The sequence below is a fragment of the Pseudomonas sp. RIT-PI-q genome, from assembly GCF_001297125.1.
In the GTDB taxonomy this organism is placed as follows: domain Bacteria; phylum Pseudomonadota; class Gammaproteobacteria; order Pseudomonadales; family Pseudomonadaceae; genus Aquipseudomonas.
This window is the reverse complement of sequence record NZ_LHPC01000044.1, coordinates 238783-263267: the sequence shown is the minus strand read 5'-3', so window position 1 is coordinate 263267 and position 24485 is coordinate 238783. Positions and strand designations below refer to the sequence as shown.

Here is a 24485-nt window from a genome sequence, read left to right as displayed (position 1 = left end):
GAAATGAGCTTGAACGTGCTCGCTTACAACTTGAAGCGGGTGATGAAAATCCTCGGTGCGCAGAGCTTGATGAAGGCGTTGGCGGCCTGAAAAGCCCCTGCTTTGCCCGATGGACAAGCTGTAAAGCATTACTAGCGGCCTTGAGAACGGACTGGAGCTACGAAGAACGCTTTAGGAGCAATCAGCCAGCCAAACATCGTCGGCGCTACGCGTCGACGATGTTGGAATCAGTTTTTGCACACTCTGGGCCAGGGATGGCCGATGGCGGCGGGCCCACGGAGCAGGACCGGAGCGAGGGCATGCCGAGCCACAGCGAGGCACCGAACGAAAGGGGCAAGAGCCCTTGGTTACTTGGGGCTTTTCCAAGTGACACGCCGTAAGGGCGAAACCCATAGCAGCCGTTACCGCAGGAATGGATATGTACACCCTCAAAAATAAAGTCGCCTGACACATAGCCTTCGCTGGCAAGCCAGCTCCTACAGTTTGATCGCCGTGCATCTGAAGAACGCGGGCCAATCTCCCACAATGAATGCAGCATTGCGCCCCTTGCCCCAACGCCACAGCCGTCTAACATCAACCCAATGGAAAATAACTCCAAATCCCCCTCAAGTTGAAGGACTCAACAACCGACACAGTACGAATAGGGCAATTACTCCAAACAACAGCATATCCGCCAAGCCCACAGGCAAAACCTCCTGTGATTGATTGTCCCTTTGACTGCCATCACGGGATTGCCAATACTCATGGCAACTTGACGCTACCCGCACGGAACAAGGAATAACCCTTTGAAGCTGGAACTCAAGAACAGCTTGTCGGTGAAGTTGCTTCGGGTCGTGCTCCTGTCGGCATTGATCGTCGGCGTGGTCTTGAGCTGCGCGCAGATCGTTTTCGATGCCTATAAAACACGCCAGGCCGTGGCCAACGATGCCGAGCGCATCCTCGACATGTTCCGCGATCCCTCTACCCAGGCCGTCTACAGCCTGGATCGGGAAATGGGCATGCAAGTGATCGAGGGTCTGTTTCAGGACGATGCGGTACGCCAAGCCTCCATCGGCCATCCCAACGAAGCGATGCTCGCGCAAAAATCCCGCGAGTTGCAGCATTCCCACAGTCGCTGGCTGACCGACCTGATCCTCGGCAAGGAACGCACCTTCACCACCCAACTGGTGGGTCGTGGTCCTTACAGCGAGTATTACGGCGACCTGAGCATCACCCTCGACACCGCCACTTACGGCCAGGGGTTCATCGTCAGTTCGGTGATCATCTTCATCTCCGGCGTATTGCGCGCCCTCGCCATGGGGCTGGTGCTGTACCTGGTCTATCACTGGCTGCTGACCAAACCACTGTCGCGGATCATCGAGCACCTGACCGAAATCAATCCGGATCGCCCCAGCGAACACAAGATTCCGCAGCTCAAGGGCCACGAGAAAAACGAACTGGGGATCTGGATCAATACCGCCAACCAGTTGCTCGAGTCTATCGAGCGCAATACCCATCTACGACACGAAGCGGAAAACAGCCTGCTGCGCATGGCGCAATACGACTTCCTCACCGGCCTGCCGAACCGCCAACAGTTGCAGCAGCAACTGGACAAGATCCTCGTCGACGCCGGCAAGTTGCAACGTCGGGTCGCCGTGTTGTGTGTCGGCCTCGATGACTTCAAGGGCATCAACGAACAATTCAGCTACCAGACCGGCGACCAACTGCTGCTGGCCCTGGCCGATCGCCTGCGGGCCCACAGCGGTCGCCTCGGCGCCCTCGCCCGCCTCGGCGGCGACCAGTTCGCCCTGGTCCAGGCCGATATCGAACAACCCTACGAAGCGGCCGAGTTGGCCCAAAGTATTCTCGATGACCTGGAAGCGGCGTTTGCCCTTGATCATCAGGAAATCCGCCTGCGCGCCACCATCGGCATCACCCTGTTCCCCGAGGACGGTGACAGCACTGAAAAGCTCCTGCAAAAAGCCGAGCAGACCATGACCCTGGCCAAGACTCGTTCGCGCAACCGCTATCAGTTTTATATCGCCAGCGTCGACACCGAGATGCGCCGCCGTCGCGAGCTGGAAAAAGACCTGCGCGATGCCCTGACCCGCAATCAGTTCTACCTTGTCTACCAACCGCAAATCAGCTATCGCGATCACCGGGTGGTGGGGGTCGAGGCGTTGATTCGCTGGCAGCATCCCGAGCATGGACTGGTGCCACCGGACCTGTTCATCCCCCTGGCCGAGCAGAACGGCACCATCATCGCCATCGGTGAGTGGGTGCTGGACCAGGCGTGCAAGCAATTGCGCGACTGGCATGACCAGGGTTTCGTCGACCTGCGCATGGCGGTGAACCTGTCCACCGTGCAACTGCACCACGCCGAGTTGCCGCGAGTGGTCAATAACCTGCTGCAAATGTACCGCCTGCCACCGCGCAGCCTGGAGCTGGAAGTCACCGAAACCGGCCTGATGGAAGACATCAGCACCGCCGCCCAGCACCTGCTGAGCCTGCGTCGCTCCGGCGCACTGATCGCCATCGACGACTTCGGCACCGGTTATTCGTCCTTGAGCTATCTGAAAAGCCTGCCCCTGGACAAGATCAAGATCGACAAGAGCTTCGTTCAGGACCTGCTCGATGACGACGACGATGCAACGATCGTTCGGGCCATCATCCAGCTGGGCAAGAGCCTTGGCATGCAGGTCATTGCCGAAGGCGTGGAAACCCCCGAGCAAGAGGCCTACATCATCTCCGAAGGCTGCCATGAAGGTCAGGGCTACCTCTACAGCAAACCGCTGCCGGCACGGGAGTTGAGTGTCTATCTAAAGCAGGCCCAGCGCAGTAACGCCGCGATCCACTGACCGTCTGTGGCCCTGTAGCAGCTGCCGAAGGCTGCGTTCGGCTGCGCAGCAGTCGTAAACCCTGGCGCCACGATTTGTCTGTCACACCCAGGTGTCTGATCTCACGACTGCTTCGCAGCCGAACGCAGCCTTCGGCAGCTGCTACAGGTGGCGGGCAGGCCCGCAGGCTCTGTGAATAAGAAATATTTCCAGGTACAACCCTTTACACATAATGCGAAAGATTTGCATTATGTCGCAGTTTTGCGCTTGCTGCGCCTTTCTACCCCCTCTCGAAGCAGGATGTTCGCCATGATTCGTATGCCTCTGGCTACCGCCAGTCTGTTGGCCATCGCTATTTCCCTCGCCGGTTGTGGCGAAGGCAAAGACAAGGCTGCCGCTCCGCAAGCGCCTACTCCAGCCGCCACCACCACAGCTCCAGCCCCGGCTGCTGCGCCTGCCGCTGCAAGCAAAGTCGACGAAGCCGCCGCCAAAGCCGTTGTCGCGCATTACGCCGACATGGTCTTCGCCGTTTACAGCGATGCCGAATCCACCGCGAAAACCCTGCAAACCGCTGTCGACGCCTTCTTGGCCAAGCCGAACGCCGACACCCTGAAAGCCGCCAAGGCTGCCTGGATCGCTGCCCGCGTTCCTTACCTGCAGAGCGAAGTGTTCCGCTTCGGTAACACCATCATCGACGACTGGGAAGGACAGGTTAACGCCTGGCCCCTGGACGAAGGCCTGATCGACTACGTCGACAAATCCTACGAGCACGCACTCGGTAACCCGGGCGCCACCGCCAACATCATCGCCAACACTGAAGTTCAGGTCGGCGAAGACAAGATCGACGTCAAAGACATCACCCCGGAAAAACTTGCCAGCCTGAACGAGCTGGGCGGTTCCGAGGCCAACGTCGCCACGGGCTACCACGCCATCGAATTCCTGCTCTGGGGCCAGGACCTGAACGGCACCGGCCCAGGCGCGGGCAACCGTCCGGCTTCCGACTACCTGGAAGGCAAAGGCGCCACCGGCGGTCATAACGATCGTCGTCGCGCTTACCTGAAATCCGTGACCCAACTGTTGGTCAGCGACCTGGAAGAAATGGTCGGTAACTGGAAGCCGAACGTGGCCGACAACTACCGCGCCACCCTGGAAGCGGAACCGGCTGAGTCCGGCCTGCGCAAAATGCTGTTCGGCATGGGCAGCCTGTCCCTGGGCGAACTGGCGGGCGAGCGCATGAAGGTTTCCCTGGAAGCCAACTCCCCGGAAGACGAACACGACTGCTTCAGCGACAACACCCACAACTCGCAGTTCTACGATGCCAAAGGCGTTCGTAACGTGTACCTGGGCGAATACACCCGCGTCGACGGCACTAAAATGACCGGCGCGAGCCTGTCGTCCCTGGTGGTCAAAGCCGATCCGGCGGCCGACACCGCGCTGAAAGCCGACCTGGCTGCAACCGAAGCCAAGATGCAGGTCATTGTCGATCACGCCAACAAGGGTGAGCATTACGACCAACTGATCGCTGCCGGCAACACCGCTGGCAACCAGATCGTCCGCGACGCCATCGCCTCCCTGGTCAAGCAGACCGGTTCGATCGAAGCCGCCGCTGGCAAACTGGGCATCAGCGACTTGAACCCGGACAACGCTGATCACGAATTCTGATCAACGCTGGCTGAATAAAAAGGCGACCTTCGGGTCGCCTTTTTTTGTCCTTTGCTGATGCGATCCCTGTGGGAGCGGGCTTGCCCGCGATGACTGCCTAACATTCAACATATGTGTTGACTGACTCACCGCTTTCGCGGGCAAGCCCGCTCCCACAGGGATTGTGATTGTCCTGATGTAATGATCATCACCAAAACCTGCGCTACATCAACCAAACGATAATTCCTCTTATTCAATTTCCGCTGCCCTGTTAGACTTTGCGCCCTTGTTTTGCTCGTCTTGCAGGATGTCTGATGCCCTCGCCGCCTCTTCGCTTGTCCGCACTGTTGCTGGCCCTGGGCCTGAGTGCCTGCGATGACGCCCCGAAGTTCACCCAGGCCGAACCCGGTGAAGCCCGTTCCGGTGGCAATGCGACGGTGCGCAAGACTGATCAGAATGCCTTTTCCCTACCGTCCGCCAACCTGCCACCCTCGCGGCGTGTGGATTTCAGCGTTGGCAACAGCTTCTTCCGTAACCCTTGGGTGATCGCGCCGTCGACCACCACCGCCCGCGATGGCCTCGGTCCGCTGTTCAACACCAACGCCTGCCAGAACTGCCACATCAAGGACGGCCGCGGTCATCCGCCGACGCCCGACGCGCCGAATGCCGTGTCGATGCTGGTGCGCCTGTCGATTCCCGATGCGCCGGCGTATGCCAAGGTCATCGAGCAGCTTGGGGTTGTTCCAGAGCCGGTCTACGGCGGACAGTTCCAGGACATGGCCGTACCCGGTGTGGTTCCGGAAGGCAAAGTGCGCGTCGACTACACGCCAGTCCCGATCCGTTTCAAGGACGGCCCCGAGGTCGAGCTGCGCAAACCGACCTTGCAGATCAGCCACCTCGGCTACGGCCCGATGCCCCCCGACACGCGGTTCTCGGCGCGCATTGCACCGCCGATGATTGGTCTGGGTTTGCTCGAAGCGATCCCCGACGAGGCGATCCTGGCCAATGCCGACGCCCAGGCAAAAGAAAAAAACGGCATCACCGGACGGCCGAACCGTGTTTGGGATGACGCCCAACAGAAAACCGTCCTCGGACGCTTCGGCTGGAAAGCCGGTCAACCAAACCTCAATCAACAGAATGTCCACGCGTTTTCTGGCGACATGGGCCTGACCACTCGCCTGAGAACCGTCGACGATTGCACCGACACGCAAACCGCGTGCAAGCAGGCACCCAACGGCAATGGTCCGGATGGCGAACCGGAAGTCAGCGATAACATCCTGCGCCTGGTGCTGTTCTACAGCCGCAACCTCGCCGTCCCGGCCCGCCGCGATGTCGGCACGCCTCAAGTGCTGGCCGGCAAGACCCTGTTTTTCCAGGCCGGCTGCCAGTCCTGTCACACGCCGAAGTACACCACCGCCGCCAACGCCGCCGAACCTGAACTGGCCAATCAAGTGATTCGCCCTTACAGCGATCTGCTGCTGCATGACATGGGCGACGGCCTGGCCGACAACCGAACCGAATTCCAGGCCAGTGGCCGCGACTGGCGCACCCCGCCGTTGTGGGGCATCGGCCTGACGCAGGCGGTCAGCGGCCACACCCAGTTCTTGCATGACGGCCGCGCCCGCAATCTGCTCGAAGCCGTGCTCTGGCATGGCGGCGAAGCCAGCGCGGCGCAGCAACAGGTTTTGTCTTTCAATGCCGAGCAGCGCGCTGCGTTGCTGGCGTTTTTGAATTCCCTTTAATACGTATTCCATAGCGGGAGCCCGACATGTTCCGTCCCAAATTGTTGTTCACCAGCCTTGCCGCACTAGCGCTCGGCGCCTGTTCGCCGCAGGATCCGCAAGCGGTCACCTCGGCGGCCATCGCCAAATCGGTGATCCTGCCGACCTACACGCGCTGGGTTGAAGCCGACCGCCAATTGGCCGTCAGCGCACTCGCCTACTGCGAAGGCAAGGAAAACCTCGACACCGCACGCGCCGATTTCCTGCACGCGCAGAAAGCCTGGGCCGAGCTTCAGCCTCTGCTGATCGGGCCGCTGGCTGAAGGCAATCGTGCCTGGCAGGTGCAGTTCTGGCCGGACAAGAAAAACCTCGTCGGCCGTCAGGTCGAGCAACTGGTCACCGCGCAGCCACAGATCGATGCCGCGGAACTGGCCAAGTCCAGCGTCGTGGTTCAGGGCCTTTCCGCCTACGAATACATCCTGTTCGACAGCAAGCCAGACGTCGCCAACGACGCGCAAAAAGCCAAGTATTGCCCACTGCTGAAAGCGATTGGCGAGCGTCAGAAACTGCTGGCCGAAGACATTCTGAAAAGCTGGAACACCACCGACGGCATGCTCGCGCAGATGAGCAAATTCCCGAACCAGCGCTACGCCGATTCCCACGAAGCCATCGCCGATTTGCTGCGGGTGCAAGTTACCGCCCTCGACAGCTTGAAGAAGAAACTCGGCACGCCGATGGGCCGCCAGACCAAGGGCGTTCCGCAACCGTTCCAGGCCGATGCATGGCGCAGCCAGTCCTCCCTGACGGGCCTCGAAGCCAGCCTCGCCGCCGCCAAGACCGTGTGGGAAGGCGTCGACAACAAAGGCCTGCGCGGCTTGTTGCCGAGTGAGCAGAAGCCCTTGGCCGACAAGATCGATGCCGCCTACGCCGCGTCCCTGAAACTGTTCGCCAGCAACCAGCGCTCGCTGACCGAAATGCTCAACGACGATGCCGGTCGCCAGCAACTCAACGATCTCTACGACAGCCTCAACGTCGTCCATCGCCTGCACGAAGGCGAACTGGCCAAGGCGCTGGGCATCCAACTGGGCTTCAACGCCAACGACGGTGACTGATGAGGGCGAGTGCCATGCTGCGACGTCAAGCTCTGACTTTAGGTAGTCTGCTGCTGGGAGCAGTGACACTGGGCGGCTGGACGCTGTTCAAGCACAAGGACAAAAGCCCGCTGCTGCTGTCGGCGCGGGACGATACCGACGGCAAGCACTACGCCGTCGGTTATCGGCTGGACGGCACCCGAGTATTTGCCACCCAGGTCGGCCAACGCTGCCACGACATCATCAATCACCCGACGCAGCCGATCGCACTGTTCGTGGCCCGGCGGCCGGGCACCGAGAGTTACCTGATCGACCTGCGCGACGGCACGCTGCTGCAAACCGTGACCTCGCAGGCGAACCGGCATTTCTACGGGCACGCGGTGATTCACAAGGGCGGCGACTGGTTGTACGCCACCGAGAACGACACGTCCGATCCGGGTCGCGGCTTGCTGGGTGTGTATAAGTTCGAAGGTGAGCGACTTATCCACAGCGGTGAGATTTCCACCCATGGCATCGGCCCGCATCAGGTGTCGTGGATGCCCGACGGCGAAACCCTGGTAGTCGCCAACGGCGGCATTCGCACCGAGGCCGAAAGCCGGGTAGAGATGAACCTCAACGCGATGGAACCGAGCCTGGTCCTGATGCAACGTGACGGCACCCTGCTGAGCAAGGAGACGCTCGCCCAGCAGATGAACAGCGTGCGTCATTTGGGCATTGCCAGCGACGGCACCATCGTCGCCGGCCAGCAGTTCATGGGCGCGTCCCACGAGTCTTCCGAGCTGCTGGCGGTCAAACGTCCCGGCCAACCGTTCGTGGCGTTCCCGGTGCCCGAACATCAGTTGCAGGCCATGGGGCACTACACCGCCAGCGTCGCCGTGCACAGTGAATTACGCCTGGTCGCGCTGACCGCGCCTCGGGGCAACCGCTTTTTCATCTGGGACCTGGACAGCGGCGAAGTGCGCCTGGACGCGCCACTTGCCGATTGCGCCGGGGTGGGTGCGGTGGCCGACGGGTTTGTCGTGACCTCGGGTCAGGGGCGCTGCCGGTACTACGATTGCCGCCAGACAAATCTTGTTGCAAAACCATTGGAGCTGCCTGCCGGGCTCTGGGACAACCACCTTCACCTCATGGCGTGATGGAAATCCCGTAGGAGCTGGCTTGCCAGCGAAGGCATCCGAAAGATCGCTGCACATCCAGCGGCCCCTTCGCCGGCAAGCCGGCTCCTACAGTTCGGGGGGTACGCCCGGAAACATCCATTGGAATCCCCTTCCCACTCGCGGTAATGTGCCCAACTGTCTCGCCTGATTTTCTCCAAGGAACTGGAAATATGCTGCGTCGCCGCATGCTGATCATGTTGGGTGTTGTTCTGCTGATCGTGCTGGTCCTGGCCGGTTACAAAGCCTTCTCCATCTACACGATGATCCAAGGCTTCTCCGCGCCGAAACCGCCGATCAGTGTCGCTGTGGCCACCGCCACCGAACGCCCGTGGCAAGCGCGCCTGCCTACGGTTGGCACGCTCAAGGCACTGCAAGGCGTGGACCTGAGCCTGGAGACCGACGGCACCGTCATCGATTTGCAGTTTGAGTCAGGGCAGAAGGTGAAGGTCGGCCAACCGCTGCTTCTGCTTGATAGCGTGGTAGAGACCGCCCTGCTCGAAACCGCTCAGGCCGACCTGGGGCTGGCGCAGGTCGATTACGGTCGTGGTAGCCAACTGGTGGGCAGCCAGGCCATTTCCAAAGGCGAATTCGACCGGCTCTCGGCGGTGTTGAAAAAGAGCCGGGCCACGGTCAATCAGCTCAAGGCGGCGCTGGCCAAAAAACGCTTGCTCGCACCGTTCAGCGGGACCATCGGCATTCGTCAGGTGGACATCGGTGACTATCTCGCCAGTGGCACCATGATTGCCACCCTGCAAGACATCAGTAGTCTCTACGTCGACTTTTTCATCCCTGAGCAGTCGGTGCCGAAGATCGCCATCGGCCAATCGGTGCAGATCATTGCCTCGGCCTACCCGACGCAAAACTTCCCCGGGATCATCACTGCGATCAACCCGAAAGTCGAAAACAGCACCCGCAACGTCCAGGTCCGCGCGACCCTGGCCAACCCCGACGGCAAGCTGCTGCCGGGCATGTTTGCCAGCCTGCAAGTGTTGTTGCCCGACCCGCAGCCACGGATTGTCGTGCCGGAAAGCGCGATTACCTACACGCTGTACGGCAACTCGATCTACGTCGTTGCACAGAAAAAAGCTGAAGACGGCAGCCTCGAAAAAGACGACAAGGGCCAGCCGATCCTGATCGCCGAACGCCGGTTCATCGAAACCGGCGAACGCCGTGACGGCCTGGTGATGATTACCAAAGGCGTGCAGAACGGTGAAAAAGTGGTCACGGGCGGCCAGATCAAACTGGACAACGGCGCACACATTGCCATCAGCGACGACAAGACTTTAGCCGAGAAGAACAGTCCGCCGCGCGCGAACTGATCAAGGAATCCCCATGGCTTTTACCGACCCGTTCATCCGCCGCCCGGTGCTCGCCACCGTGGTCAGCCTGCTGATTGTGCTGCTGGGCTTTCAAGCCTGGAGCAAGCTGCCGCTGCGCCAATACCCGCAAATGGAAAACGCCCTGATCACGGTGACCACCGCTTACCCCGGGGCCAATGCCGAAACCATCCAGGGCTACATCACCCAGCCGATGCAACAGAGCCTGGCCAGCGCCGAGGGTATCGACTACATGACCTCGGTCAGTCGCCAGAACTTCTCGGTGATTTCGATCTACGCACGCATTGGCTCCAACAGCGACCGCTTGTTCACCGAACTGCTGGCCAAGGCCAACGAAGTGAAGAACCAGCTGCCCCAGGACGCCGAAGACCCGGTCCTGAGCAAAGAAGCTGCGGACGCCTCGGCGCTGATGTACATCAGCTTCTTCAGTAAGGAGCTGAGCAACCCGCAAATCACCGACTACCTGTCGCGGGTCATTCAACCAAAACTGGCGACCCTGCCGGGCATGGCCGAAGCCGAGATTCTCGGCAACCAGGTATTCGCCATGCGCCTGTGGCTGGACCCGGTGAAGCTTGCCGGTTTCGGCCTGAGCGCCAGCGACGTGACCGATGCGGTGCGCAAGTACAACTTCCTCTCCGCCGCCGGCGAAGTGAAAGGCGAGTACGTGGTCACCAGCATCAACGCCAACACCGAGCTCAAATCCGCTGAAGCCTTTGCCGCGATTCCGCTCAAGGTCGATGGCGACAGTCGTGTGCTGCTCAGCGATGTCGCGCGGGTGGAAATGGGCGCGGAGAACTACGACACCATCAGTTCCTTCGGTGGCACCCCCTCGGTGTACATCGGCATCAAGGCGACGCCCGGTGCCAACCCGCTGGACGTGATCAAGGAAGTACGCAAGATCATGCCGGACCTGGAGGCCCAGCTGCCGCCGAACCTCAAGGGTGAAATCGCCTACGACGCCACGCTGTTCATCCAGGCCTCGATCGACGAAGTGGTGAAAACCCTGTTCGAAGCGGTGCTGATCGTGATCGTTGTGGTGTTCCTGTTCCTCGGGGCGCTTCGCTCGGTGGTGATCCCGGTGGTCACTATTCCGCTGTCGATGATCGGCGTGATGTTCTTCATGCAGATGATGGGGTACTCGATCAACCTGCTGACCCTGCTGGCGATGGTATTGGCCATCGGCCTGGTGGTGGACGACGCGATCGTGGTGGTCGAAAACATCCACCGCCACATCGAAGAAGGCAAGACGCCGCTGGACGCGGCTATCGAAGGCGCCCGGGAAATCGCCATGCCGGTGGTCTCGATGACCATCACCCTGGCCGCGGTTTATGCGCCCATCGGCTTCCTGACGGGGCTGACCGGCGCGCTGTTCAAGGAGTTCGCCCTGACCCTGGCCGGGGCGGTGGTGATCTCCGGCATCGTCGCCCTGACGCTGTCGCCGATGATGTGCGCGTTTTTGCTGCGCCACGATGAAAACCCCAGCGGCCTGGCCCATCGCCTGGACCTGATTTTCGAAGGCCTCAAGCGCCGCTACCAGAGCATGCTGCATGGCACGCTGAACACCCGGCCGGTAGTGCTGGTGTTCGCGGTGATCGTGCTGTGCCTGATTCCGGTGCTGCTCAAGTTCACCAAGTCGGAACTGGCGCCGGACGAGGATCAGGGCATCATTTTCATGATGGCCAATGCTCCACAAACGGCCAACCTCGACTACCTGAGCGCCTACACCGACGAGTTCGTCGACATCTTCAAGGCGTTTCCCGAGTACTACTCCTCGTTCCAGATCAATGGTTTCAACGGTGTGCAATCGGGTATCGGCGGCTTCCTGCTCAAACCGTGGAACGATCGCAACCGCACACAAATGCAGATCCTGCCCGAGGTGCAGGCCAAACTGGAGAGCATTTCGGGATTGCAGATCTTCGGCTTCAACCTGCCCTCCCTGCCCGGCACTGGCGAGGGGTTGCCGTTTCAGTTTGTCATCAACTCCGCCAACGATTACGCATCGCTGCTGCAAGTGACGGATCGGGTGAAAAAACGCGCGATGGAATCCGGCAAGTTCGCGTTCGTCGATGTCGATCTGGCCTTCGACAAGCCCGAAGTGGTGGTGGATATCGATCGCGCCAAGGCCGCACAAATGGGCGTGTCGATGCAGGATCTGGGCGGCACATTGGCCACGTTGCTCGGTGAAGCGGAGATCAACCGATTCACCATCGAAGGTCGCAGCTACAAAGTCATCGCGCAGGTCGAGCGGCCCTTCCGCGATAACCCGCAATGGCTGAATAACTATTATGTGAGGAACACCAAGGGCGAACTGCTGGCCCTGTCGACCCTGATCACCGTGAGCGACCGGGCGCGGCCACGGCAGTTGAACCAGTTCCAGCAACTCAACTCGGCCATCCTGTCCGGGGTCCCGCTGGTCAGCATGGGTGAAGCCATCGACACCGTGCGCCAGATCGCCCGGGAAGAAGCACCGGTGGGTTACGCCTTCGACTATGCCGGCGCCTCACGGCAATTCGTCCAGGAAGGCAGTGCCCTGTGGGTGACCTTTGCGCTGGCATTGGCGATCATTTTCCTGGTACTGGCCGCCCAGTTCGAAAGCTTCCGCGACCCGCTGGTGATTCTGGTGACGGTGCCGCTGTCGATCTGCGGCGCGTTGATTCCGCTGTTCCTCGGCTGGTCGAGCATGAACATCTACACCCAGGTCGGATTGGTGACATTGATCGGGCTGATCAGCAAGCACGGGATCCTGATCGTCGAGTTCGCCAACCAGTTGCGCAAGGAAAAGGGCCTGACAGCGCGCGAAGCCGTCGAGGAAGCGGCGGCCATTCGACTGCGGCCGGTGTTGATGACCACTGCGGCCATGGTGTTCGGCATGGTGCCGTTGATCATCGCCACGGGTGCGGGGGCGGTGAGCCGGTTTGATATCGGCACGGTGATTGCCACGGGGATGTCGATCGGGACGTTGTTTACGTTGTTCGTATTGCCGTGCGTGTACACGTTATTGGCTAAACCCGACAAACCCAAAGAACACCCATGACCAACCTCCTACCTTGATCCTGTGCGACCGCGTATTGGTGTCGCCCACCAATCCCCTGTAGGAGCTGGCTTGCCAGCGAAGGTCCCAAATACGCCACGGTTATCCTGTTGAAAACCGTCATCGTTAACGACCTTCGCTGGCAAGCCAGCTCCTACAGGTGAGCGGGCAGTTGAGCGGGGGCAAGTCCGGGGGGCCGGGCACAAAAAAAGGCCCCGCATTTTGGCGAGGCCTTTTATTTTGGCTTCAATCTGTTCAACTTTGTGGCCTCAATCCTTGAGAAAGTCCGAACATGAACAGCAATAAATCATGATCGGGATGAGTTGCCACCGATGCCTTGGCAACTCGGGGCAACGGACAGTGCGCGTCACCGTTCACTGAACTGAGAACTTGCGTGCGGGGCTGCTCCCAGGCAGCCACCGCCAGCGAAGCAACTGCCAAGGCTCCTAATAAAAATACACCTCGCGCAATTTCGAGTTTCATCGCTATAAACCTTTGATAGCGCTGCCAAACGCCGTCTCATAAAAATAGACGAGTTTCTTCCAGTCCGTGGTGCTGAACGACGAGTGGCGACGCAGTTGCTTCATGTCATGGGAAGCCGCACGACGGGCGGTCAACCGCTGCCGACACTTCTCCAGATCGATCAAGGCCACTTCGACTTTTGCCGCATCGCCTTCGCCTGTGACACGCACGAATACGTGCTTGATGTAGATGCAGCTGTGCTGCCAACGACCCTTGTGCATACGGGCCAGGTTCTCGGCCAGGTCCTTCAATACACGATCGTGTACCGCTTCACCGTGGCGCTCACGACCTCCGCCCGCATACCAGTGTTCGATCTCCTCGAAGCCATCCAGGGATTTGGTCACCAGCAACGCACGCCATTTGTGCACAGGATCGCGCTGTGCGCCGCAGAAAATCATTTCCGGAACACGGACGTCGATCAGGCGCAAGCCGATGAGCGCATCGCGCTCGCGCAATACCGTTGGCCGACCGAACGGGTGTAACCAGCTGCGATAAATATGCCCGGTCTGACGCTTGGTGTAGAGCAGCTGGCCGTCGCTGCCGAAAACGCGCTGCACGCCACTTTCTCCTCCGCGACGAACATTGGGTTCTTCAACCCATTCACCACGCAGATTCCAGAAATAGTCGAAGCGGTCCTGGGGAGCGACGTCCTTTTCTGCTGCACATTGCACTGCCATCCTGTTACCTCTTGCGTAATACGTAAACTCGCCACATGGCATAGAGCGGTAAAAAATCCAGTTGTTCCTGGATACGGAAACCCGCCTGCTCGAACTCCTTTTCTACCGTAGCAGCCGGTAACACAAATCGGTTTTGGTAACCTTCCTGCCCACGGGTTTTCTCGGCGCGTTTGCGTTTCCACGCTTTGAAGTTGCCATCCACCCATAAGGAAAGGATCACGCTGTCACGCGAGACACGCTCGAATTCACGCAAAATGGCCAGTCGATGCTCGGCTTCACCAATGTGATGGAGCAAACGCATGCAGAAAATGCTATCGACGGCGTTATCGGGCAAGGCGATGTCGAATGCAGAAGTGTGCAAGGGTTGTACCCGTTTCACCACATCGGCGGGTTGCGCCTGCATGGCAATCTTCAGCATGGACTCGGAGTTGTCGGCCCCGATAATTGCACGGTTGGTTTTTTCTGCCAGCAATGGCCAGAATCGCCCCGCGCCACACGGTAAATCGAGGACCAGCCCCGGTTCACCAACGAGTGCCAGCGCCTTACGCGCCAGTTGTTCGTCACGCCAGTGAGACAGGCGGCGACCAAGGCCATCCTTGTGCTTGCGCAGGTATCGTTGAGCGTGTTGATCGTCGTACTTTTCGGAAAAATCAAGTTTGATCGGGCCGTCCATCTTTTAGGTCTCCTGAGCTTCTGATGGCACCCACGATAGGTAGCGCCATGTCAGCGTCTGGTCATACCTTTGTGAAAAAATTGTCATGTAAAACCCGGAATTATTTCGAGGTTTTACATGAGTCGGACGATAGCTCGGGGCCACTACCAAAAGATCGCAGCCTCCGGCAGCTCCTACATTGAATGGGGTACACCCTGTAGGAGCTGCCGGAGGCTGCGATCTTTGCATTTGATCAAATGTCGCCCTGACTCAACTCAACCTGAAAACGGCAGCCATTGGGCTCCATGTTCGTCAGGCTGACGTTCCAGCCCTGGTTTTCGCAGATCCGCTGTACCAGCGAGAGGCCCAGCCCCAGGCCCTCGCCGCGTTTCTCGTTGCCACGCACGAAGGGTTCGAACATCGCCTCGCGTTTTTCCTCGGGAATGCCCACGCCACTGTCCTCGACCAGGAACCCCGTGGCCGTCAGGGTCAAGCGGATGAACCCGCGTTCGGTGTAATGCAGCGCGTTACGCAACAGGTTGCCCATGACCGCGTGCAGAAGGGTGGCGTTGTAGCACGTGCTTGCTGAATTGCCCGGCTCGAAGATCAGCTTCAGCCCCTTGGCCTCGATCGGCTCGCGCCACAGATTGAGCAGTCCGTCGGCGACCTGGCTCAAGGACTGCTGTGGCGACATGCTGGCGTCTTCACGTTGCGCGCGCGCCAGCATCAGGAAGGTTTGCACCAGCTCGCGCATCTCTTCACAGGCACGGGCAATGCGTTCGACCTGGGCACGGCCACGCTGATCGATGCCGGGATTTTCCAGCAACAGCTCGCAGGAGCTGGCCAGCACCATCAGCGGCGTGCGTAATTCGTGGCTGACATCACTGGTAAACAACCGCTCCCGGGTCAAGGCCTGACGCAAGCGCCCGAGGGTCGCGTCGAAGGCCACCGCCAGCTCGCCCACTTCATCGGCGGCGTAATCCGGTGCCAAGGGTGGCGCCAGTCCCAGCAGTTGATCACGATGACGTACCTGACGGGCCAATCGTACGACCGGCGCCATCACCTTGCGCGCCAGTACCCAGCCGAGAAACACCGCCAACGCCAGGCTCAGCACAAAGCCCACCAGCACCACGGCAAAGAGCACGCGTTCGCGCTCCTCGAAATCGCTCTGATCCTGTAACAGCACATAACGTCGGCCGTCGACGACTTCGACCATGGCGTGGTACGACAGCTGTTCGCGAAACACTTCGTGAAACCCCGGTTCCAGGTGCCGCAAATCCTTGGGCAGCTGGAAATCGCCCGGCCCGCCGCTGAAATAGAACAGTTGGTCTGGCTCAGGGCGATGGCTCCAGTCCGAGACACTGTCCATCAGCAACAGACGCTGAAGGTCGCCGCCCAGACCTGCCGAAATCAGCTTTTCTTCCACCAGGTGCACGGTCGCCACAATGCCCATGGCGAAGGCACCTGCAACCAGAGCGCTCATCAGCGCAAAGGCAATGATGATCCGTTGAGCAAGGCTCTGTTTAAACTCCATCACGGCCCTCGGCCAAGCGATAACCCACACCGTGCACAGTTTGCAGCAACGGTTTGGCGAACGGCTTGTCGATCACCTGGCGCAATTGATGGACGTGGCTGCGCAAGCTGTCGCTGTCCGGGCAGTCATCGCCCCACAACGCCTCTTCGAGAATTTCCCGGCGCAGTACATGAGGACTTTTCTGCATCAGCACGGCCAGCAACTTCAGGCCCACCGGGTTGAGTTTCAGCAGACGGCCTTCGCGGGTGACTTCCAGGGTATCGAGGTCGTAGTTCAAGTCACCGACCTGCAAGGTGCGGCGGCCGCCACCCTGGGTACGGCGCATGACGGCCTCGATACGAGCGGCCAGTTCAGACAGGGCAAACGGTTTGATCAGGTAATCATCGGCGCCGGACTTGAAGCCTTGCAGCCGGTCGTCCAACTGGTCGCGAGCGGTGAGCATGATCACCGGCGTGTCACGGCGAGCGTCTTCGCGCAGACGTTTGCACAGGGTGTAGCCGTCGATGCCGGGCAGCATGATGTCGAGCACGATCAAGTCGTAATGCTCGGTCGCCGCCAGGTGCAGTCCTGACAAACCGTCCTGTGCGCAATCCACGGTATAGCCTTTGAGCCCCAGGTAATCAGCCAGATTGGCCAGGATATCGCGGTTGTCTTCAACCAAAAGAATTCGCATGGGTTTCTCCTCCGTACACAGTAACAGCCGTCTTGGCCCGCGCAGCTTAAGGCCAAGTGTGGCTCAGGGCTAGCGCCGGGAAATGAGAGAATCAATTCACTCAACCAAATGAAGGGGTTAACAAGTTTTTCACTATCGGTTCACAACCTGACTACAGTGCCCAGGCGAGACTCTCGCGCAATTGATATCAAGGAATGTAAACACAATGGACTTTTTCAAGACGGCGCCAACGCGCTTTCTGCTGCTCGTCACTGGCACCTGGCTGATTATTTTCTTCCTGACCCGAACGATGCTGCTACTCACTCACCTGGATGAGGCCGGCAGCGGTTTCCTGTCGGTTTTTGCTACGGGCTTGCTCTACGACCTGGGTTTTATTGCCTACGCGGCGCTGCCGATGGGCCTTTACCTGTTGCTCTGCCCGCCTGCCCTGTGGCGCCGCCGTGGTCATCGCTGGTTCCTTCAGGGGCTGCTGACTGTCAGCCTGTTCGCCATGCTGTTCACCGCGGTGGCCGAATGGCTGTTCTGGGACGAGTTCGGCGTGCGCTTCAACTTTATCGCCGTCGACTACCTGGTGTATTCCGACGAAGTGTTGAACAACCTGCTTGAGTCCTACCCGATCGGCACCCTGCTGAGCCTGCTCGCCGTGCTGGCCGTCGCCCTGAGTGTCGCCTTGCGCAAACCATTCAATGCGGCGCTGGACGCACCGTTGCCCCCCCTTCGTGGCCGACTGCTGAACGCGTTGGCGCTGTTGCTTGTCACCGGCCTGAGCCTGCAACTGCTCAGCCAGGACGCTCCTCGTGCCCAGGGTGGCAATGCTTACCAAAACGAACTGGCAAGCAATGGCCCGTATCAGTTCTTCGCCGCCTTTCGCAACAATGAGCTGGATTACCCGCAGTTCTATAGCAGCCTGCCACCGGCGGTCGTTGCCCAGCAGATTCGCGCCGAGCTGAGCGAGCCCAACGCCCGTTTCATCGGCGAAGACCCGCAAGACATTCGTCGGATGATCGACAATCCCGGCGTTGTACGAAAACCCAATATCGTGTTGGTGACCATCGAAAGCTTCAGCGCCAAATACATGGGCAGCAACGGTGACGAGCGCAACCTGACACCGAACCTCGACGCCCTGCGCAAGCAGAGCCTGTACTTCAACAATTTCTACGCCACGGGCACCCGTACCGATCGCGGCCTGGAAGCCATTACCCTGGCGATCCCGCCCACACCGGGGCGTTCGATCGTCAAGCGCGTAGGCCGTGAAAGCGGTTTTGCCAGCCTCGGCCAGCAACTTGCTGCCGTGGGTTATGACAGCGTGTTTGTCTATGGCGGGCGCGGTTACTTCGACAACATGAATGCCTTCTTCAGCGGTAACGGTTACCGCGTGGTCGATCAGAGCAGCGTCGACGAGTCAGAGATTCACTTCAAAAATGCCTGGGGCATGGCCGACGAAGACCTCTACAAGCAGACCCTGAAGCTGGCCGACGCCGACTATGCGAAGCAACAGCCGTTTCTGCTGCAACTGATGACCACCTCCAACCATCGTCCCTACACCTACCCGGATAATCGGATCGACATCAAATCCGGTAACGGTCGCGATGGCGCGGTGAAGTACACTGACTACGCTATCGGCCAGTTCCTCGATCAGGCGCGTAAAAAGCCGTGGTTCGACAATACAATTTTCGTCTTCGTCGCCGACCACACCGCAGGCAGTGCCGGTAGAGAGGACTTGCCGATCAGCAATTATCAGATTCCGCTGTTCATTTATGCGCCGAAGCTGATCGATGCCCGTGAGACCGCGCAACTGGCCAGCCAGATTGATCTCGCGCCTACGTTGCTGGGCCTGTTGAACCTCGATTATCAATCGACGTTCTTCGGTCGCAACCTGCTGCAGGACAATCCGCTGCCCGCGCGAGTAGTGGTTGGCAACTATCAGCATTTGGGCTTGTTTGACGGCAAGGATCTGGCGATCCTGAGTCCGCGCCAGGGGTTGCGTCGGCACGATGAAGCGCTGACCGAAAGTCGCGAGTCCCGAGCCACCGCCAGTGATCCGTTGATCACCCGGGCAATTACTTATTACCAAACGGCCAGTTATGGCTTCAAACAACAGCTGCTTGGCTGGAGGGCGCCCATGGAGGGCACCGACCAAGTCAGTCAACGTTAATCGAATAGCCTCGGGCTGATGCCCCGGGGCTATTTCCATTGTTCAGGATCCGTCATGTCATCAACCGCTGTTCGCCCCGCCTCCCGACCGCTCAATTTGTGGGTGTGCCTGGGCGTTCCCGCCATTGCAGCGATCATTCTGGTGCTGCTTGAATTGACGTCCCTGGACATGGACCTGGCCAGGCTATTTTATGACCCGGTCGCGGGGGACTTCATCGGGAGGCACAGTTACTTCCTGGAAAACATCCTGCATACCCGCGCCAAACAAATAGTCATCGTTTTTTCGGTGCTGGCCATCATCGGCTTCATCGCGTCTTTTTTCATGGACAGGCTCAAACCGATCAAGCGGGAGCTGGGCTGCCTGGTGCTGTCCCTGGCACTCGCGACGTCTTTTGTCACGCCAGTCAAAGCGGTGACCGCGGTGCAATGCCCGTGGAGCCTTGAGCAATTCGGCGGTCACGAAACCTACAGCGAACTGCTCAGCCCTCGCCCGCACACCGATAAACCCGGGCGTTGCTGGCCCGGTGGCCATGCGGCGACTGGCTTCACCCTGTTTGCGTTGTTCTTCGTGCTGCGTGACCGTCGTCCGCGTCTGGCGCGCTCGGCGTTTGTCTTTGCCTTCGCGTTAGGCTCAGTGTTTTCCGTGGGCCGGATGATGCAGGGGGCGCACTTCTTTTCGCATAACGTGTGGACCGCGATTTTCTGCTGGCTGATTTGCCTGGGGTCGTACTACTACATCCTGTATCGCCCGGCTTCCAAGACGGAACGAGAGTCCGAAGCACAACCGGTCAACGCCTGATCCGACGCCATCGCGGGCAAGCCCGCTCCCACAGGTTTTGCACAGACCCTGTGGGAGCGGGCTTGCCCGCGATGGCCGCGACCCGGTCTCCCGACCGACCCAATTGAAGGCAATAAAAAACCCCGCCGGCTTTCGCAGGCGGGGTTTTTTAATACAGGGGTAAGGCTGGCTTACATCATGCCGCCCATACCGCCCATACCGCCCATGTCTGGCATGCCGCCGCCAGCTGGACCGTCTTCCTTGATCTCAGCGATCATGGCTTCGGTGGTGATCATCAGGCTGGCAATCGACGAAGCCGCTTGCAGAGCCGAACGAGTCACTTTAGCCGGGTCCAGGATACCCATTTCGATCATGTCGCCGTATTCGCCGGTAGCAGCGTTGTAACCGTAGTTACCCGAACCCTGCTTGACCTTGTCGACGACTACGCTTGGCTCGTCGCCGGAGTTGGCAACGATCTGGCGCAGTGGCGCTTCAACAGCGCGACGCAGCAACTGGATACCAACGTTCTGGTCATCGTTGTCGCCTTTCAGCTCGGAGATAGCCTGCAGAGCGCGAACCAGTGCCACGCCGCCGCCAGGTACTACGCCTTCTTCAACGGCTGCACGGGTAGCGTGCAGGGCGTCTTCAACGCGAGCTTTCTTCTCTTTCATTTCAACTTCGGAACCAGCGCCAACCTTGATCACTGCAACGCCGCCGGACAGCTTGGCCAGGCGCTCTTGCAGTTTTTCACGGTCGTAGTCGGACGAAGTGTCGGCCACTTGCTGACGGATCTGCAGAACGCGAGCCTGGATGTCAGCCTCAACGCCGGCACCGTCGATCACGGTGGTGTTTTCTTTGGACAGGATCACGCGCTTGGCATTACCCAAGTGTTCCAGGGTAGTGCTTTCCAGGCTCAGACCGATCTCTTCGGAGATGACTGTACCGCCAGTCAGAACAGCGATGTCCTGCAGCATGGCCTTGCGACGGTCGCCGAAGCCTGGAGCCTTGACGGCTGCGACTTTAACGATGCCACGCATGTTGTTCACAACCAGAGTCGCCAGGGCTTCGCCTTCAACGTCTTCGGCCACGATCAGCAGTGGACGACCGGCTTTGGCAACGGCTTCCAGGACTGGCAGCATTTCGCGGATGTTCGAGATCTTTTTGTCGACCAGCAGGATCAGCGGACCGTCCAGCTCGGCAGTCATGGTCTCTGGCTTGTTGACGAAGTACGGGGACAGGTAGCCACGGTCGAACTGCATGCCTTCAACAACCGACAGTTCGTTTTCCAGGCCCGAGCCTTCTTCAACGGTGATCACGCCTTCTTTACCGACTTTTTCCATGGCTTCGGCAATGATGTCGCCGATGGAGCTGTCGGAGTTGGCCGAGATGGTGCCGACCTGAGCGATTGCCTTGGTGTCAGCGCAAGGCTTGGACAGGGCTTTCAGCTCTTTAACGATAGCGATGGTCGCTTTGTCGATACCGCGCTTCAGGTCCATCGGGTTCATGCCGGCAGCGACGGCTTTCAGGCCTTCGTTGACGATCGATTGAGCCAGAACGGTAGCGGTGGTGGTGCCGTCGCCTGCGTCATCGTTGGCACGGGAGGCAACGTCTTTGACCAGCTGCGCGCCCATGTTTTCGAAGCGATCTTTCAGCTCGATTTCTTTGGCAACGGAAACGCCGTCCTTGGTGATGGTCGGAGCGCCGAAGCTCTTCTCGATGATCACGTTACGGCCTTTAGGGCCCAGGGTCGCTTTTACTGCGTCAGCCAGGACGTTGACACCGGCGAGCATTTTCTTGCGGGCGGAATCGCCGAATTTAACTTCTTTAGCAGCCATGATCGATATTCCTTAAATACTTTGTAGTAGCGGGAAAATGAGCGGGGAATCAGCCTTCGACAACAGCGAGGATTTCGCTCTCGCCGATGACCAGCAGGTCTTCGCCGTCAACTTTCACAGTGTTGCTGCCGGAGTAAGGGCCGAACACAACCTTGTCACCCACTTTCACGGACAGCGCACGCACTTCACCGTTGTCCAGGACTTTGCCCGGGCCTACAGCGAGGACTTCGCCCTGGTTTGGCTTTTCAGCAGCCGAACCTGGCAGGACGATACCGCCAGCGGTTTTCTTTTCTTCTTCGCTGCGACGGACGACGACGCGGTCATGCAGAGGACGAAGCTTCATTGTCGATCTCTCCTAATTGTGGTTTTCATCGGCCGGTGTTTTCCCGGCGGGGTTAACAAATCCGGCGGGGCCGGGGGGGCCTCGACAAGCGAGACGCGGAAGGCTTTCTGGCCTGGTCGCCCGAAACCTTGCGGTGGCCGTTACATAAGGGCGCATAAGCTTATTACAAGGGCGGGGATCGAAATTTTTTACGTTGCTGCCCCGAAAACGAACACGACACCCGAAGGTGCCGTGCAGTGCAGCGGATTACTTGCTATCGCGGTGTTCGAACTCGCCCTCGATCACGTCGGGCTCACGGCCCAGCGGCTGACGTGGCGCGGGACCGCCACGGGGCTGAAGGTCATCTGCGAACGCCCGCTGACGGATCGCCTGTTCCTCGGCACGCTGGCGCATTTTATTGGCCAGCAGGCGACGAGAAATCGGCAGCAACATGATCAAGCCGAGCACGTCAGTGACGAAGCCCGGCAGAATCAACAGGCCACCCGCCAGCGCCAGCATCAGACCTTCAAGCATGGTCTGCGCCGGCAGCTCGCCACGGCTCAGGCTTTCACGGGCACGCAGCGCAGTAGCCAGCCCGGCGATACGCAGCACGAACACGCCGAGCATCGAGCCGAGAATGACCAGCAGCAGCGCCGGGAAAAACCCGATCGCGCCGCTTACCTTGACGAATACGAACAGCTCCAACACCGGGAACAGTACAAAGAGCAACAAAAAAGGGCGCATCAAATGGTTCCTCAACGCAAGAATGCCTTGCCAGTCTTCCCTAGATGACGTCGCCGTTTCGTGATTTCAAGCGTCGGCCACTTCATTTTTCGGCCAATGCTCGGCGTGAGCCAGGAAAACCAAGGCTTCGCGAACTTGTGTCGGCGTATTACATGGTGCTTGAAACGGCAGCCAGTAGAGGCCCTGACCGATGCGCAGGTGCATGCCTTCGGTATCGATACCGGCCAGTTGCGCCGGTTCGGTTTTCGGCAGGCCGGCCAGATCGACGTAGTGGGCAATGGCCTTGGCGTGATCGGCGTTCATGTGCTCGACCATGCTCAGCTCAGCCTTGCCGGCGAACGGGTTGGCCAAGGTCAGGTGATCGACCCAGTGAATCGCGCCGAAACCGCCGATGTAACGGTGACGCACCGGATTGAGCACCCAGAAATCGAAATCGTGGGCCTTGTGGTAACTCTGGGAATCAGGGAAATAGCGGTAGTAACGCTCGGCCGCTGCTTCGATGGCCACCTCGTCCTCGAGTTTTTCCGCTTCGGCGAGGTAGGTCAGGCGACCAACGGCTTGTACGTCTTCGGCCTCGCGCTCACCGACGAACAGTGAACATTTCGGATCTTTTTGCAGGTTGTGCGTGTGCTGGGCGATGCGGCTGATCAGGATCAGCGGCCGGCCCTGCCCGTCCAGGCAGTACGGAACCACGGAGCCAAACGGGAAACCGGGCATCGCCTTGGAGTGTGTCGAAAGCACTCCACGGTATTCCTTGAGAAGCAATTCTCGGGCATTCTTGGCCGCTTCAACGCTCAATTTATGACTCCTTATATAGAATCCGTCAAAAAAACGGACAGGCGCCTGGGGATAAGTTCCAGTGACGCCATCGGGGCAGTTCTCATGTGCAACCAGGCCACATCAGGTGCAGATCGAGAGGCCCTCTAGAAGGAAACCACTCTGACCTGCTATTGGGGCATGCGAATGCAACTCACTGACAAAGTAATCATTATCACTGGCGGTTGCCAGGGTTTAGGCCGATCCATGGCCGAGTATTTCGCGGGCAAGGGCGCGAAGCTGGCGCTGGTGGACCTGAACCAGGAAAAACTCGACGACACCGTCGCGGCTTGCAAAGCCAAGGGCGTCGAGGCCCGCGCCTATCTCTGCAACGTCGCCAATGAAGAACAAGTGACGCACATGGTCGCCCAGGTGGCCGAAGATTTTGGTGCGATTCATGGCCTGATCAACAATGCCGGGATCCTGCGCGACGGGCTGTTGATCAAGGTCAAGGATGGCGAAATGACCAAGATGAGCCTGGCCCAGTGGCAGGCGGTCATCGACGTCAACCTGACCGGCGTGTTCCTGTGCACCCGCGAAGTCGCGGCGAAAATGATCGAGCTGAACAACAGCGGCGCGATCATCAATATCTCGTCGATTTCCCGCGCCGGCAACGTTGGCCAGACCAACTACTCCGCCGCCAAGGCCGGTGTGGCAGCAGCGACCGTGACCTGGGCCAAGGAACTGGCGCGTTACGGTATTCGTGTGGCGGGTATTGCTCCGGGCTTCATCGAAACCGAAATGACCTTGGGCATGAAGCCTGAAGCGCTGGAGAAAATGACGTCCGGGATCCCGCTCAAGCGCATGGGCAAGCCGGAAGAGATCGCCCATTCGGCGGCCTATATTTTCGAGAACGACTACTACACCGGCCGGATCCTGGAAATGGATGGCGGGTTGCGGATCTAAAGCAACGCAGGACGACCTGTAGGAGCGAGCTCGCTCGCGATGAACGAGAAGGCGGCGCATTTTTCCAGACAACACGCG

General features: G+C 59.4%; 19 protein-coding genes. 10 read left to right on the top strand and 9 right to left on the bottom strand.

The annotated features are described in order from the left end of the window. Positions 1 to 785 precede the first annotated feature (785 nt). From AEQ67_RS24225 to AEQ67_RS24195, 7 genes are all read left to right on the top strand, one after another. A complete protein-coding gene (locus AEQ67_RS24225) occupies positions 786 to 2837 on the top strand; it encodes a putative bifunctional diguanylate cyclase/phosphodiesterase (protein ID WP_059406319.1) in 2052 nt (683 codons plus the stop codon). A gap of 288 nt (positions 2838 to 3125) precedes the next feature. Next, entirely contained in the window at positions 3126 to 4478 is a 1353-nt protein-coding gene (locus AEQ67_RS24220; RefSeq protein WP_059406318.1) for an imelysin family protein, read from the top strand. A 293-nt stretch (positions 4479 to 4771) separates the two neighbouring features. After that, entirely contained in the window at positions 4772 to 6199 is a 1428-nt protein-coding gene (locus AEQ67_RS24215; protein ID WP_059406317.1) for a di-heme oxidoreductase family protein, read from the top strand. A gap of 26 nt (positions 6200 to 6225) precedes the next feature. Next, positions 6226 to 7290 (top strand): imelysin family protein, encoded by a 1065-nt coding sequence (locus AEQ67_RS24210; protein WP_059406316.1) that lies wholly within the window; start codon positions 6226 to 6228, stop codon positions 7288 to 7290. Between the two features lie 14 nt (positions 7291 to 7304). Continuing rightward, the gene (locus AEQ67_RS24205) at positions 7305 to 8405 is read left to right on the top strand and encodes a DUF1513 domain-containing protein (RefSeq protein WP_059406315.1); all 1101 of its coding nucleotides are present in this window, start codon (positions 7305 to 7307) and stop codon (positions 8403 to 8405) included. Positions 8406 to 8596: 191 nt separating this feature from the next. Further along, complete coding sequence (locus AEQ67_RS24200; protein ID WP_059406314.1) at positions 8597 to 9745, top strand: efflux RND transporter periplasmic adaptor subunit; 1149 nt, start codon at positions 8597 to 8599, stop codon at positions 9743 to 9745. A gap of 13 nt (positions 9746 to 9758) precedes the next feature. After that, positions 9759 to 12797, top strand: coding sequence for a multidrug efflux RND transporter permease subunit (locus AEQ67_RS24195; protein ID WP_059406313.1), 3039 nt, complete (start codon positions 9759 to 9761; stop codon positions 12795 to 12797). A 252-nt stretch (positions 12798 to 13049) separates the two neighbouring features. On the opposite strand, the gene AEQ67_RS34215 is transcribed toward AEQ67_RS24195, so the two are convergent. The 5 genes from AEQ67_RS34215 to colR all read right to left on the bottom strand — a co-directional run bounded on the left by AEQ67_RS34215 (position 13050) and on the right by colR (position 16852). Next, positions 13050 to 13277, bottom strand: coding sequence for a hypothetical protein (locus tag AEQ67_RS34215; RefSeq protein ID WP_082377946.1), 228 nt, complete (start codon positions 13275 to 13277; stop codon positions 13050 to 13052). Between the two features lie 2 nt (positions 13278 to 13279). Then, the gene (locus AEQ67_RS24190; protein ID WP_059406312.1) at positions 13280 to 13993 is read right to left on the bottom strand and encodes a lipopolysaccharide kinase InaA family protein; all 714 of its coding nucleotides are present in this window, start codon (positions 13991 to 13993) and stop codon (positions 13280 to 13282) included. Positions 13994 to 13997: 4 nt separating this feature from the next. Beyond that, positions 13998 to 14666, bottom strand: a complete 669-nt coding sequence (locus AEQ67_RS24185; RefSeq protein ID WP_059406311.1) for a class I SAM-dependent methyltransferase — start codon at positions 14664 to 14666, stop codon at positions 13998 to 14000. Between the two features lie 232 nt (positions 14667 to 14898). Next, positions 14899 to 16179: a sensor histidine kinase gene (locus AEQ67_RS24180; RefSeq protein WP_059406310.1), complete on the bottom strand. Its 1281-nt coding sequence runs from the start codon at positions 16177 to 16179 to the stop codon at positions 14899 to 14901. Continuing rightward, a complete protein-coding gene (colR, locus tag AEQ67_RS24175; protein ID WP_008155536.1) occupies positions 16169 to 16852 on the bottom strand; it encodes a two-component system response regulator ColR in 684 nt (227 codons plus the stop codon). Before colR ends, AEQ67_RS24180 begins: the two co-directional genes overlap by 11 nt. 205 nt (positions 16853 to 17057) lie before the next feature. Between colR and AEQ67_RS24170 the strand changes: the two genes are divergently transcribed. Together AEQ67_RS24170 and AEQ67_RS24165 are read left to right on the top strand one after the other, a co-directional pair. Then, positions 17058 to 19007 (top strand): LTA synthase family protein, encoded by a 1950-nt coding sequence (locus AEQ67_RS24170; RefSeq protein WP_059406309.1) that lies wholly within the window; start codon positions 17058 to 17060, stop codon positions 19005 to 19007. A 54-nt stretch (positions 19008 to 19061) separates the two neighbouring features. Then, entirely contained in the window at positions 19062 to 19805 is a 744-nt protein-coding gene (locus AEQ67_RS24165; RefSeq protein WP_059406308.1) for a phosphatase PAP2 family protein, read from the top strand. Between the two features lie 170 nt (positions 19806 to 19975). Here the strand turns inward: AEQ67_RS24165 and groL are convergent, their stop codons facing one another. From groL to AEQ67_RS24145, 4 genes are all read right to left on the bottom strand, one after another. Continuing rightward, a complete protein-coding gene (gene groL, locus AEQ67_RS24160) occupies positions 19976 to 21619 on the bottom strand; it encodes a chaperonin GroEL (RefSeq protein ID WP_008155543.1) in 1644 nt (547 codons plus the stop codon). Between the two features lie 49 nt (positions 21620 to 21668). Next, on the bottom strand, positions 21669 to 21962 hold the full coding sequence (locus AEQ67_RS24155) for a co-chaperone GroES (RefSeq protein ID WP_007948593.1): 294 nt from the start codon (positions 21960 to 21962) through the stop codon (positions 21669 to 21671). A 246-nt stretch (positions 21963 to 22208) separates the two neighbouring features. Further along, positions 22209 to 22685, bottom strand: coding sequence for an FxsA family protein (locus AEQ67_RS24150; RefSeq protein WP_059406307.1), 477 nt, complete (start codon positions 22683 to 22685; stop codon positions 22209 to 22211). Between the two features lie 66 nt (positions 22686 to 22751). Further along, complete coding sequence (locus tag AEQ67_RS24145) at positions 22752 to 23483, bottom strand: HugZ family pyridoxamine 5'-phosphate oxidase (protein WP_059406306.1); 732 nt, start codon at positions 23481 to 23483, stop codon at positions 22752 to 22754. A 165-nt stretch (positions 23484 to 23648) separates the two neighbouring features. Between AEQ67_RS24145 and AEQ67_RS24140 the strand changes: the two genes are divergently transcribed. Further along, positions 23649 to 24407 (top strand): SDR family oxidoreductase, encoded by a 759-nt coding sequence (locus tag AEQ67_RS24140; protein ID WP_059406305.1) that lies wholly within the window; start codon positions 23649 to 23651, stop codon positions 24405 to 24407. Positions 24408 to 24485 lie beyond the last annotated feature (78 nt).